Annotated in this window: 7 protein-coding genes; 3 read left to right on the top strand and 4 right to left on the bottom strand. The window is 47.4% G+C overall.

Annotated elements, in window-relative coordinates; all coding sequences use genetic code 11:
• Window position 1: 1 nt before the first annotated feature.
• Together Q5076_RS14865 and Q5076_RS17910 are read right to left on the bottom strand one after the other, a co-directional pair.
• Window positions 2-1,057, bottom strand: coding sequence for a glycoside hydrolase family 43 protein (locus Q5076_RS14865; protein WP_303014389.1), 1,056 nt, complete (start codon window positions 1,055-1,057; stop codon window positions 2-4).
• 159 nt (window positions 1,058-1,216) lie between these two features.
• A complete protein-coding gene (locus Q5076_RS17910) occupies window positions 1,217-4,885 on the bottom strand; it encodes a DUF2264 domain-containing protein (RefSeq protein WP_368389385.1) in 3,669 nt (1,222 codons plus the stop codon).
• A gap of 219 nt (window positions 4,886-5,104) precedes the next feature.
• On the opposite strand from Q5076_RS17910, the gene Q5076_RS14850 reads away from it, so the two are divergent.
• The 3 genes from Q5076_RS14850 to Q5076_RS14840 all read left to right on the top strand — a co-directional run bounded on the left by Q5076_RS14850 (window position 5,105) and on the right by Q5076_RS14840 (window position 8,698).
• On the top strand, window positions 5,105-6,112 hold the full coding sequence (locus tag Q5076_RS14850; RefSeq protein ID WP_303014388.1) for a family 43 glycosylhydrolase: 1,008 nt from the start codon (window positions 5,105-5,107) through the stop codon (window positions 6,110-6,112).
• Between the two features lie 196 nt (window positions 6,113-6,308).
• Window positions 6,309-8,315, top strand: coding sequence for a glycoside hydrolase family 127 protein (locus Q5076_RS14845; protein WP_303014387.1), 2,007 nt, complete (start codon window positions 6,309-6,311; stop codon window positions 8,313-8,315).
• A gap of 134 nt (window positions 8,316-8,449) precedes the next feature.
• The gene (locus tag Q5076_RS14840) at window positions 8,450-8,698 is read left to right on the top strand and encodes a hypothetical protein (RefSeq protein WP_303014386.1); all 249 of its coding nucleotides are present in this window, start codon (window positions 8,450-8,452) and stop codon (window positions 8,696-8,698) included.
• A gap of 456 nt (window positions 8,699-9,154) precedes the next feature.
• Here Q5076_RS14840 and Q5076_RS14835 read toward each other — a convergent pair whose 3' ends face one another.
• Together Q5076_RS14835 and Q5076_RS14830 are read right to left on the bottom strand one after the other, a co-directional pair.
• Window positions 9,155-11,101, bottom strand: coding sequence for a glycoside hydrolase family 97 protein (locus tag Q5076_RS14835; RefSeq protein WP_303014385.1), 1,947 nt, complete (start codon window positions 11,099-11,101; stop codon window positions 9,155-9,157).
• Window positions 11,102-11,148: 47 nt separating this feature from the next.
• On the bottom strand, window positions 11,149-13,614 hold the full coding sequence (locus tag Q5076_RS14830) for an alpha-L-arabinofuranosidase C-terminal domain-containing protein (RefSeq protein WP_303014384.1): 2,466 nt from the start codon (window positions 13,612-13,614) through the stop codon (window positions 11,149-11,151).
• Between the last annotated feature and the right edge of the window lie 144 nt (window positions 13,615-13,758).

Below are 13,758 nucleotides of genomic sequence, written 5' to 3'. Positions count from 1 at the left end.
TTTATTTACCGAAAAGGGACAAGTTCCACTTCTCATACCAAGGAATCATGACGCTTCCTTCCTTTATCACCACAGGTAACCACACATAACGGGAATCTTCCAAGTCTTTCTTTTTCCAACGGTCGAACATGGCGATATAAGCATCCTTTTTTCCTACAATCGGTTGTACGTAAGTACTCTGCGCGTAAAATGTCTTGTCGGCATCCCTACCTGTACACGGATTACCGATTGTTTTCCACTCACCCATAATCGAATCGGCTACTGCAAGTTCGGCGACATTCGGGTCCCAGCCCGTACAGCCGGAACTGAGCATATAGTATTTCCCATCGTACTTGAATACTGCCGGAGCTTCTCTGGATTTCTTCACGAAATTACGTGTAAAGCGTCCGCTCGGTTTCAAGTAGTCGTCCGTCAGAAGGCTGATATACATCGTTTCGTTGTTTTCCGATGAATAAAACTGATAGGCGCGACCGTCATCATCTACAAAAACGGTCTGGTCACGACTCATAGCATTATTCGGCCGGAAACTTCCCAAATAGGTAAACATACCGGTGGGGGAATCGGAAACCGCCACTCCGGCACAAGCTTTACTGTAATCCGCACTTTCCACATGCGCCCACATCACGAACTTCCCCGTTTTCTTATTATAAATCACTTTCGGACGCTCCAATACCTTAGATGGATGCAAGTCATGCTCCGGGTCGTCCTTCACAGCCGGAAGCACGATACCTTCGAACTTCCAGTTCAGCAAATCTTTGGAAGAATAGCAGCTTACCCCGGTCACATCCGTACGATAGCATTCCCAAGTGGCCCAGTCCGGCAAAACCGTTTTTCCCTTTTTATATTCGCCATACCAATAATAAGTACCGTCATGGTAGAGAAGACCACCGCCATGAGCATTAATCGGATTTCCATCCGTATCCTTCCACACTTCTCCGGGTATAAATTCCGTATTCTTCCCGGTTTTCACTAATTTCTCCTTCTGCGCTGACACCTCCAACGAAGGAATCAGCAGAATTGCTATGAACAGCAGTAACATGCATCTATCCAGTTTCATGATATTATTTTAAGAATTTCGTCTGCAAAGATATCGTATCCTCCCTAAGGACAAGTTCAATTATGTGTCAAAAAGGGATACAAAACAACCATTTTCCTTTCAGTATATACGAAATCAATCCGGATTCCACTTATTTGACCATTCAATAAACGTACGCACTCATTCATCAAACCGTACAATCTTTACCTCCCCAGTAGCCAAACGGATGGTGACACTTTTCCGGTTTTCCGAGACCTCTACCGACTCCACCGGGTTCAGCTCCTTTTCAGTAAAGCCTTTCCCGTCATCCTTTCTCTTCCAAAGCTGGAGAGTGACATAGATTTTACTGCCCGCTTCCAACCTGTCGGATGCCATCAGCAACGCACACTTTTCACTTACCGGATGCAATCCCTCCGGATATACGGCATACACCTTCCGCCAACCGGCCAACGGTATCATCGCTAACTCGTAAGATCCGTCAGAAAGCACCGGAAACTCCTGTCCGCCCGCCCGGCGATGTGTCTCCCGAATACCCGCCTCCGGACATGGCAGGGAATAATGCCCCAGACAAATCTCGGCAGGTTCGGATACCGTAATCCTGTCCACCCGTAGAGTGCCGTCCGGCAAAGGTATGTCCGCCAACTGATACTTCACAGTGCTGTCCGTCTCAAGCACTGCATCCCGGCGATACACACCGTCTTCAAACCCTTTGAACGTATAAAGACGCAACACCTCCCACCGGCCTTCCCTGTTCCGGGTCCCGTAATTCATGGATATCTCTCCGTTCTTCCCGTCCGCCATCCACGGAAATTCAGTATGATAAGCAAGTTTATTATAATTCTCCGAACTGCGGAACTTTTGCCAGTCGCCGGCCACCGTTTCATGACACCACGAACGCATCTCCGCACCGCCGCAGTTCGGATAGTCCGTAATTAAAAGATTCGTTGCGGGCTGGAACTTATTGTAAACCTTCCCTTTCTCCAGTTCCTTCTCCCACGGTCCGTTATTTTCCGTAGCAGTCCAGAACTCCGCGTCTTCCGGCAACAACAAACTCAGGAAAGCCTTTCCACACCAATAGACACTTCCCCGGCAACTGTAAATCTGAACTGCAGGCGCAAAAGGACCGTAAAACCCCATTGTCGGAACGCCGTCCTCCAGAAACTCCGGCCTTTCCAGGAATTGCAGCAAGGTAGCGGAAGCAATCCTCCTCATCCAACCGTAATTCACCTCACCGCTCCGGTCATACTCCAGCAAAGCCAGCGGAGCCACTGCCGCAAAACGATAACAGATACTCCTTCCCCACATATTCATCCGCCCTTCCCGGCTAAACATATACGGATAATTGACCGCCATATCGTGCTGATTCGCCAGAAATTGCCGCGCCAGTTCCGGGAACTGCCTCTTACCGAACATCTCCGCCCAGATGGGACCGTATGTCTGATAAGCCCATGCACTATAATAATCGTAGGCAGGAGCATCATTGTACCATCCCTCGCCACGATAACGCGCCAGCAATTTCTTCAGATTCGATTCCAGGTAACCTTCATCGACCGTATACCCCTGTTCTTTCAGGAAACTCAATATAAACACATTAAAGAACATCCAGTTGGAACCGATTGTCGGCCCTTCTCCGTAACTCAGCATAGTCGCCGCCAGCGCATCCTTCTGCACCTTGGTCAAAGGCTCCCACAAAATCTCACGGGCCGCTTCCATCGAAATAGCCAGAGAACCCAGTTCCAACAATGTCTGACTCGGCCCTCCCTTACGGTGCGGGATATAGTTGTCACTTTCCGGATTGGAAATACTCGCCAACTGATGACGGTAATAATCCGCCACTTTTATCCCGTTCATCATCAAATCCGGATTATTCTTCAAGAGAGGTGCGGCAATAAACAGTGTCCGGGCGAGCCCTTCCAACTTCGCGACAGGAATCTGCCCGTCATTCTTCGGATATGTCTTTTCCAATTGTTTCGGGAAATACATTGGGTCATCCAATGTACGGATATAACCGAATGCACCTTTCAGCAGATATTCCCCGGCTTGTATCCAATGTTCCCGTGTCATTCCCGTATAAGGGCTCTTCCGGTAATCCGGTCGCCGCAAGGTAAATACCTCTTTCCGCATAAGATTAATCTTCTGGTCCAGCAATCCATTGACATATATACACAACACCCCTTGGCCGTATTCCATCCTCAACCGGAAACTCCTATACTTCTGCGGGAGATACCATTTCCCGCCCGTCTCACGTTCCGCCGTCTTCCAGCAATCTGACGTTCCAAGCACATTCATACTGGGGTAAACCTTCCCTTCATACCTTACCTCAGGTTTCATCGTCTCCCCGTTCAGATAGTATTCCAACGAACCGAGTTTTAACAGACACCCCCAGTAACAGTCCGTATCCAGCTTGACAGTCCGCTCCAGTACAAAAGCCCGTTCCGGGTCAAACCGGAAATCCCCGTCCCCGATGGAACCGCCTTGCTCTTTCACAGCCGGAAAACCCTTAAAATCACAAACAACGCCGGTACAATACCCTTTCGGATAGCGGGAGCTGACAATCCAATCGTAATAATCACCCCGCATCCACGCCAACCTCAACGGCGTACCTTCCGAAGCGGGAATCACATAAGGACGAACATTATTCTGCCGTGAGTCTCGTGTAACTGCCTCTTTCGAAACAACTCTTCCCTCCCCGTCCAAAGTAAACCTAACAATCTCATACATTTTGCCATATTTCCCCTCAACAGGCAACGAACAATACACCCGACAGGTATCCCCCGGATCTATCGCCATTCCTGCACTGTAACACTTTTCCAAATCCGGACTCTGGTGAAAATGACCTCCCGCATTAGCAAGAAACGTCTTTTTCCACTCACAGCCGTCCCATTTCGCATAATAATAGTCATGAGAAACCTTATCGGTACTGATACGCACCATAGCCACCACCGGATTCCCCTCCTTGTCGGAAGCTACCTGCCACACCCAATCACGCTCCGACGGGCTATCCACCAGCGTATGAGGATAGCGGGCCGCATAATCCGTACCCTTATCCACCCTAAACGGACCGTCCGCAATGGTCGAGAGAACATTACCTTTCACATCTTCCAGTTGCAACGTACGGATATTTATATAATTGAAGTACAGGAAGTTCGGATTCTCATTATCCGGATGCCCAGTAGTATAAGAAAAATAAATCTTATCCTTCCCGTTCGACATATATTTGGCATAAGGGCGCGCGCCGGTAGACTGCACCATCTGATAAGGCCCCCATACGATTCTAACATCGTCTTTCTCATCGGGTAACGACAACCTAGCTATAGTAGGATGCCAGCCAATACCGCGCCAGCACAAGTAAATATGATCGGAATCGTCCGATAAAATAAAAGGAGAAGGATAAGTCGTATTATGCTCCGTTTGAATCACCTTCTCCTCTCCTAATGTGGTAATGTCACCAGGAAAGCGGGAAACCCGGTAGTAGAAACAAGGCTCATCCGTATGTCTTGAATAGAATATCATGACCCGTTCGTCGGGCAAAATCAGAAAGGTAGGATTATTGTGGTCATCCGGCTGAAACCATGAACGGACCAGAACCTCATCCTGCCTGTGTCGGATAAAGTCATACTGCATGGCCTTTATATTACCGTGCACATCAATATAACCGATATACGTTTTGTTGATAGTTCCCTCCTCATTTTCATAATGTACGGCCCGCGGGTCGGCAAACCAACACCACGCCCCTTCAGCAGTTACCTGATATCCCTCTCCAACAGGGCACCTCACACCATTTTCCGCCTGTAACCGACCGGCGGACAGGCACAAAATAAGAAAAAATACGACCAATTCTGTTCTCATGGTAAAAATAAAGCAGTAACGTTCATGATTTCAAATATCATTGCAAAAATAAGCCTTAATAAACAAAAGAACGTCCAAATTACAATCATAAAGGTCTAAATTTAGATTATCCGCCTCTTTATGATTGATATTCCACCCTCTTTGACGGATAAACAACCATTTCGACTCCAAATATCTCCTATCTTTGCAAAACAAAATATTAACCAATACCTCAAACACATGAAACATTTTTCTGTAAAATTCCTTTTAGCGGCAAGCCTGCTCCTTATCGGAACGGCACAAGCAACACCGCAAAACAAAAAAATGCATAATCCCGTGCTGCCCGGCTTCCATGCCGACCCTGAAATCCTGTATTCCCACCAGACCCGGTGTTACTACATTTACCCCACAAGTGACGGCTTTCCCGGCTGGGGAGGAAGTTATTTCAAAGTTTTTTCTTCAAAAAACCTGAAAAACTGGAAAGAAGAAAAAGTCATATTGGACATGCAAAAAGACGCATCATGGGCGAACGGTAATGCATGGGCTCCCTGTATCGAAGAGAAGGAAATCGATGGAAAATACAAATACTTCTTCTATTATAGTGCCAATCCTGTCACCGACAAAGGAAAACAAATCGGAGTGGCTACAGCGGATTCCCCGACCGGACCTTTCACCGATTCAGGAAAACCGATTGTCACTTCATCCCCTACGGGACACGGGCAGCAAATCGATGTGGACGTATTCACCGACCCCGTATCCGGTAAGAGCTATCTCTATTGGGGTAACGGCTACATGGCAGGTGCCGAGTTGAACAATGACATGCTGTCCGTCAAAGAAGCAACAATCAAAGTGATGACTCCGGAAGGCGGGACCCTCCAGACACACGCTTTCCGGGAAGCTCCCTACGTATTCTACCGGAAAGGAATCTACTACTTCCTGTGGTCCGTTGACGACACGGGGTCGCCCAACTATCACGTAGCTTACGGAACCAGCGACTCACCACTGGGTCCCATCCGCGTTGCCGATAAACCGATTATCCTCATACAATCTCCTAAAGACGAAATTTACGGCCCGGCACACTGTTCAGTCATTCAAATTCCAAACAAGAGAGATAAGTGGTTTATTGTGTATCATCGTATTAATAAAGAGTATCTGGAGCACGGACCGGGATGGCATCGCGAAGTCTGTATGGACCGGATGGAGTTTAACGAAGACGGAACTATCAAACAAATAACACCTACGCCCTGACAGACTTTTTAGTCTCATCGAAAAATATAAAGACAAAGGGGGGCGATTCAAAAGAAAGGGAAAATCCGGTCACTTATTTATAAAAAGGTCGGATTTCCTCCTATATTTGATTAAAATACAAAGCTCCGGTTCCACAGATATTCCTTTTACTTGCAAAATCCAACCATCACAACATAGTAATAAAAAATAATACCAAATGAAAAATGTACTGATTACCGTATTACTCACCTTTACCTGCATGGCAGGGAATGCACAACTCAACCATGGATATCCGATAGACCCAGTCCCCTTCACCTCCGTCACAGTGACCGACACTTTTTGGGGACAACGCCTCAAGGCAAGCCGGGAAGTCACGATACCCCTGGCATTCAGCAAATGTGAAGAAACCGGAAGATATGAGAATTTTATAAAGGCGGCCCATCCCGGCGAAACATACAAAGTGGAAGGTTTCCCCTTCGACGACACGGACGTTTACAAGACCATCGAAGGTGCCAGCTATTCCCTCCAAACCTATCCGGACAAGAAACTGCAAAAATACATTGACAGCGTACTCATCATCGTCGCCGCCGCCCAGGAACCAGACGGTTATCTGTACACCGCCCGCACGATGAATCCTGCACATCCGCACAACTGGGCGGGAAAAGAACGCTGGTCGGTCGTAGAAAACCTCAGCCATGAGTTCTACAATCTGGGACACATGATAGAGGGTGCCATCGCGCATTACCAAGCCACAGGCAAACGTAATTTCCTTGACATCGCCATCAAATACGCCGACTGTGTCTGCCGGGAAATAGGAAATGAACCGAAACAAAAAAGACTAGTTCCGGGACACCAGATAGCGGAAATGGCACTTGCTAAACTATATCTGGTGACAGGTGACAAAAAATACCTCGACCAAGCCAAGTTTTTCCTGGACGCACGCGGCCATACCAGCCGAAAAGACGCTTACAGCCAGGCGCACAAACCTGTAGTGGAGCAGGACGAAGCCGTGGGACACGCCGTACGTGCAGCTTACATGTATTCAGGCATGGCGGATGTGGCAGCAATCACTGGAGACAGCAGCTATATCAAAGCAATTGACAGGATTTGGGACAATATCATTTCCAAGAAAATCTATATCACGGGCGGTATAGGCGCACGCCACGCCGGAGAAGCCTTCGGCAACAATTACGAACTGCCCAACCTCTCCGCCTATTGCGAGACTTGTGCAGCCATCGGCAACGTATATATGAACTACCGCCTATTCCTGCTCCACGGCGATGCCAAATATTTCGACGTATTGGAGCGCACGCTATACAATGGATTAATCTCCGGGGTATCCTTGGACGGAGGTTCTTTCTTCTACCCCAATCCGCTAGCTTCTAATGGTGGCTACAGCCGCAAACCGTGGTTTGGCTGTGCCTGCTGCCCTTCCAACATCAGCCGTTTCATCCCATCGCTTCCCGGCTATGTTTATGCGATTAAAGACAACCAGGTATATGTCAATCTGTACCTTTCCAACAAAGCCGAATTGAAAGTCAATCAGAAAAAGATTGTCTTGGAACAGGAGACCGGTTATCCCTGGAACGGGGACATCCGCGTAAAAGTAACGAAAGGCAGCCAGAAGTTCACCCTGAAACTCCGCATTCCGGGATGGGTACGCAATGAAGTGCTTCCAAGCGACCTATACACCTATGCCGACACCCAAAAACCTGCCTATCGGGTGACTGTGAACGGCCAGGAAGTCCTTGGCGAACTGAATAACGGCTATCTAAGTATCGAACGTAAATGGAAAAAAGGAGACGTAATAGAAATCCGTCTGGATATGCTTCCCCGTATCGTCAAAGCGAACGAAAAGGTGACCGATGACAGAGGACGTGTCGCCGTCGAACGCGGTCCGATAGTCTATTGTGCGGAATGGCCGGACAATCAATGCAATATACATACTGTACTTCTCAACCAGCGGCCTCAGTTTAAAGTCATTGAAAAGCCAGATCTTCTTTACGGAATAAATCAAATCACCACTGACGCCCAAAGCCTAAGCTACGATAAGAACGGGAAACTAGCCACTAAAGACGTAAAGCTGACCCTGATTCCTTATTATGCCTGGGCACACCGCGGCGAAGGCGATATGGAAGTATGGCTGCCGATTGATATCGGTGCCGCCTCAGCATTACCGCAGAAAACCGGGAAATGGGAAGATAACGGATTCTTCAAGAATTAAGAATAAGAAAAGCCGTGCAAGCCGGCTTTTCTTATTTTAGTAATTTGAAAATATAACCATGACCGCCAATAGCTTAAGAAACATACGGATATTACCCTGCCTGTTCTTCTGTTTCAGGACAAAACCGGCCATACATGCCGGTAAAATTCCTGTTCACCGACATCAATACCTCACAAAGATTGAGTAACAACCTGATACGCTACATTTTCCTGACGAAGAATCGTATTCCCAGCAGCGGCAATATGAACCTGTATGTCAGCATGCATACCGGTCAGCTCCACCGCACCGCAGAATGTGTATATCCATCAGAACGATATGACGGGTATTACCACATTATCGGAGCGGCGACTTCTTTTAGAGTAAATAAACAACTCTTAAAATGATGAGCCTTCCCGCCATTATTCTCATACGAAAAAACAGATGACGATTGTCATGAAGGCAGTCAACTTTAATTTCATCCTCCATTCCCAGTGACCATTAAGGCATTGCTTTCACCACGCGCAGAACCTTTTTGTTCCACAAGGAATCAACTCTTCTTATGACCTTTTCCTGGCCCAGTATCCCATCTTCATCACCATGAACTGAATAATCATACGACCGGAGATTCTTAAAACAGAAAAAGAAAACAAGAAACAACTGCTATCACAACCTGTCTGCAAAATAAAATCCCCTTATTTCAACCTTAACTTCAGAAAAATATCAGGTGAAATAAGAGGATTACTTTAAAAAAAATTCCAACCCGTCGGATTTTCAATTTTCAAAACCGGACTCAACCCCTCGTCAACATATCAACCTTATCACCAACATCATCGGATAGCAGGTTCAAAAAGAAAGGCTGCTCAGTCGTTTACCAACACGATTCCCCCCTGAGGAAGTATTTCCAATTGTACCTTGCCGTTTTTTTTCACCTTCAACGGCACGAGTTGTGGTTCTTTCTTCTTATCATCCTTATACAAGGAAACCGTTTTTCCAGTAAACATGTCCAAATTCAGTTCCAGCTTTAATGTCTCTTTCCCCGCATTTACCGCCGCCAGATACCAGGTATCGCCGTGACGGCGCGCCAAAACGACATATTTTCCCGGATATCCATCAATGAAACGTGTCTCATCCCAAGTGGTAGGAACCTTTTTCATGAAATCCAGACAAATGACGGAAGCGTCGTTCAGGTTGTTGGGGGCGAGTGCAAAGTTCTGCACGGGATTCTGGAACAACACCGCAGTAGCCAACTGAAACACATCTGTGGTACGACGAACGGTTCCCCCGTCATTGTTGCGGTTCAGCCGCTTGTTCAGGAAACAGCCGCCAAATTCCATGCAACCCACCGTGTTACGGATGAAAGGATGCAAACAGGCATTAAAAGCCTCATCGTCACAAAAATGCTGATTAAAAATCAGATTCTCAGATGCCAGTACCGCCTCACTACCCACATAATTCGGATACATACGTTCCCATCCGCGAGGCAAAGTACAACCGTGGAAAATTACCATCAGGCCATGGTCGTCGGCATCACTTAAAATCTCTTCATACAGACGCATTGTCTCCTGCTTGTCGCCGCCGAAGAAATCGACCTTGATACCTTTCACTCCAAGACTTTGCAGCCATTTCATCTCACGCTTGCGGATAATAGCATTGTCCATGTGGTTAATCGGACCCTGCTCTATATCATTCCAATAGCCGGAAGAGCTGTACCATAAAAACAATTCCACGCCTTTGCTGCGGGCATATTCCACTAGAGACTTCATCCGGTCACGCCCGATACGGGTATCCCACCAGTTGTCAATCAACACGTATTCATACCCCATAACGGCGGCAAAGTCCACATATCTCACCTGGTCATCATAATTGATGCTGCCGTCCTGCCAAAGTATCCAACTCCAAGTCCCGCGTCCAAAACGGTAATCATGTTTCGTCTCATAAAGAGGACTTACCACATCCCACGTAACTGTCGTCTCCACAATCGGTTTCAGCGTTTCGCCGACCGTTACGGTACGCCAAGGAGTAGCGCCAGGAAGTGCGAACGCCGGGGCGGAAGTACCGTTACCGTTGTTCTCTTCCGCCATCGGGAAAGCGACCGTGTACAGGTCGCCTTCACTCACATCGCTCAAACGGGAACCGCAATAGCGGCTATCCACGCCGGTCTCACTTATCAGCACCCAACCGTCGGTTCCTATACGGAACAAGCAAGGGAACGTATAACCATGCCCGTACTGTGACCGTTCACTCATAGGCGCGTCCGCCTTATATTCTTCCTCATAACTAGGTTTGGTACGTTTCCAGCCTATCATGGCATCACTCTGCGGACACAAAAAAGTCGTGGTCTGCTGCGGGAAACGGAAACCGGTTTTCTCAGCGGTGACAGTTACACTTCCTTTTCCATCCTGACGCGGCAAGATGTAACGGAAGGCGACGTCATTGTCGCTGACCCGGAAAACGATATCTATTTTCCGCCCTTTCGGATTCTCAAAATTACATACCAGTTCGTTCGCCTGGTAATGAATCTGAGAAGCCTTGATGCGGCTCTGCCGATAAACAGTGTCAATCGGCCTGACGGCATGTCCTGTCAATTTCATTCCTTCTGTAAAATCGCCTATGTTCGTATATATGCCCAAAGGGGAGTTTTCCAGCATATTTTTCCCGTTGTATGTAATGGAATAGCCAAAACTACCGGCAGAAGAAACGGATACGACCAACTGTAACTTTGCGTCCGGACCTTTTACGACTATATCCTGTGCCGCCAAAGAAAGCAGGCAGAAGCTTACCAACAGGGTACTTATTATTTTTTTCATATTATTCGTACGATTATACCAATTAATCAGGACATACTTGTCCGACATTATTTTTCACTCTCTTTTTCTATCCGGATTACCGTAAAAGAATAGGCAGGCAAACGGCAATCAAACTTTTCAGCTATTTCCACCGTATCTTCAACGGGCAACGGAGTATCCGACGGCTTACCAGCCAATACAGTCCGCTTCGCCGAAGTCCGGAATGTTCCGGTTTTGGAAAGGTCTACATGAGTATTTACCTCCACGGGAAGCAGGTTAACCAGCTTCACAATCACGTCACCGCTTTCCGAATCACGAACAATAGAGGAAGCAAAGCGTTTCCGTACCTTGTCGTCCTGATTGTCAAGGGTGATTTCCGAAGGCAGGTACTCATCCCCGGCATTCTGCCCATAGAGTTTCTGCACATGATATCCCGTAGTGGGATGTATCTCCCGGTTATTGAAATAAATCAAATCCGGATTCCACTGGGTATGCCCTTCCTTAGCAAGCAGCGGAGCATAGGAGGTCATGGAAACCACATCGCCGTTACGTTCCAAAGCTGTCAGATAAAGGGCTTCCGTAAGCGCCGTCTCCATATTCGATTTCCGTCCCGGTATGTGGGTGGCATATTCTCCCAAATATACTTTTGTCTTTTTCGCACGGTCGTATTTATCATAGAAATCCTGATTGTACAGGAACCATCCCGGCGACTGGTAATAGTGTTCGTCCACCATCGGAATGCCCAGCTTATCCGCCAGCTTCCATCCTTCCACATAATCCGTACCTTCATTGAAGGGGCCTACGGTTCCTATGACCGTTATTTCCGGATGTTTTTCCTGGATAGCGCGGTATATCATCGTAAAGCGTTCTTCAAAGATATCGGTAATAAGGTCTTCATTGCCGATGCCGATATATTTCAGGTTAAAGGGTTTCGGATGTCCGGCTTCTGCACGCACTTTTCCCCATTTTGTCTTCTTCGCATCCCCGTTCGCCCATTCTATCAGGTCCAGGATGTCCTGAATATAAGCATCCATCTCGCTCATCGGAATACCTCCCTGCTGGCCCCCTCCTAAATCGCCGTGACAGGCCGAATTCTGGCAAGGTACGCCGGCGGCAAGCACCGGAAGCGGTTCTGCGCCGATATCTTCACAAAACTGGAAGTATTCATAATATCCCAAGCCCATGCTCTGGTGATACCCCCAGAGGTTACGTTGTGCTTTTCTTGCTTCGAGCGGACCGACCGTATTCTTCCACCGGTAGATATTTTTCAAACCGTCTCCATGAGCCACACATCCTCCGGGAAAACGGATGAAACGGGGATGGATATCGGCTATCGTCTGTGCCAAATCCTTGCGAAGCCCGTTTTTACGTCCTTTGAAGGTATTCTGCGGGAAGAGGGAAACCATGTCCAAATTCAGTTCTCCGGCAGATTGGGGAAATATTTCGAGATGGGTGTCGGCCGTGGCTTTAGCGGTTATCACTGCTTTATATGTTTTCCATTGGCGAGAAGATACGTTCAGGGAAGTTTCCCCACATACATTTCCTTTTCCGTCTACCAGGCGTATCCGTAGCTTATTGGACTTTCCCTGCGGCACACGAGCGAAAAGAGAGAAGTCGTATTTCTCACCGTTATTCAATGCGATACCATCGAAACCTGCATTCTCCAACGTAGCTCCCGGCTGTTCGATTGTCAATACGGCATAATGCGGATTATTCACGTGGATAGGGTCGGCCGTACGGATGGCGAGAGTCGCTTTCTCTCCTTTCAGCATCCAGGAATGAATGCTGTTCCAATTCCGGTCTCCTTCCCTGTCCGACGGGTCATACTCAAAATCACGGTTTTGGATAAGCTCGGCATACAATCCGCCGTCTGCCGAATAATTGATGTCTTCAAAAAAAACACCCATCAACAGGCTGCTGATAGCTTTCGAACGTTCAGGACAGGCAACAACCGTCGCCTCTACCGGCTTCAAACCGGCAAAACGTTCGCCATCCTGCACCGGACGTTCTGCAAATAAAGCATTCCGGTATTGGTTCCATTCATAATTTTTGTTCAATCCGTCTACCAGACTCCAGGACACCCGGTTGACGCTTCCCGTCTGTTCTTCTCCGGCAATCATCGCTTTAATCCTCGTCCCGTCAAAATCCGGAACGGTACGGGAATATTTCTGACTGGTCCAGTAAATTAGGTCTTTTGACGTGGCCTGACCGTAACCGTCACGTTCATTCAATTTCCATGTACAGAGCCACTCTCCTCCGGGCAACCGCTTCAAACAGGGATTGAGCATTTTCTTCTGCGACCCCCAACGACCGTAATCGCAACGAAGATATCCATAATTCCGGCCGACTTCAAACCAATGTTCCTTATCCGTACTCCATGCGAAACGAAGCCCGCTACGCCCGTCGTCACCGGAAGTAGCGAATGAAAAAAGATAAACGGAATCAGGCACACTCGCCGTTTCTTCAGTAGTAGCTAGGATGACTTGTTGAAACGACAAAAACAAGACAATCAAAAACGAAAATAATTTTCTCATGGTATATATTGTATTAAGATTATCAGTCGCAAAGTTAAGATTTTCATAAATCTAACAAGCATATCTTGTATAATAATTGGCGATTTTACACTTAAGAGGAGTTCTATAAATTAAAATATTGTAGTACAGTTGTTTATATGGTTC

Source organism: uncultured Bacteroides sp., assembly GCF_958445495.1.
Lineage (GTDB): Bacteria > Bacteroidota > Bacteroidia > Bacteroidales > Bacteroidaceae > Bacteroides.
This window is presented reverse-complemented; position numbering and strand designations above follow the sequence as displayed.

Coding starts and splice junctions, on each gene's coding strand:
- Q5076_RS17910 (WP_368389385.1), bottom strand. CDS start 4,885: ATGAGAACAGAATTGGTCGTATTTTTTCTTATTTTGTGCCTGTCCGCC.
- Q5076_RS14865 (WP_303014389.1), bottom strand. CDS start 1,057: ATGAAACTGGATAGATGCATGTTACTGCTGTTCATAGCAATTCTGCTG.
- Q5076_RS14850 (WP_303014388.1), top strand. CDS start 5,105: ATGAAACATTTTTCTGTAAAATTCCTTTTAGCGGCAAGCCTGCTCCTT.
- Q5076_RS14835 (WP_303014385.1), bottom strand. CDS start 11,101: ATGAAAAAAATAATAAGTACCCTGTTGGTAAGCTTCTGCCTGCTTTCT.
- Q5076_RS14840 (WP_303014386.1), top strand. CDS start 8,450: ATGCCGGTAAAATTCCTGTTCACCGACATCAATACCTCACAAAGATTG.
- Q5076_RS14845 (WP_303014387.1), top strand. CDS start 6,309: ATGAAAAATGTACTGATTACCGTATTACTCACCTTTACCTGCATGGCA.
- Q5076_RS14830 (WP_303014384.1), bottom strand. CDS start 13,614: ATGAGAAAATTATTTTCGTTTTTGATTGTCTTGTTTTTGTCGTTTCAA.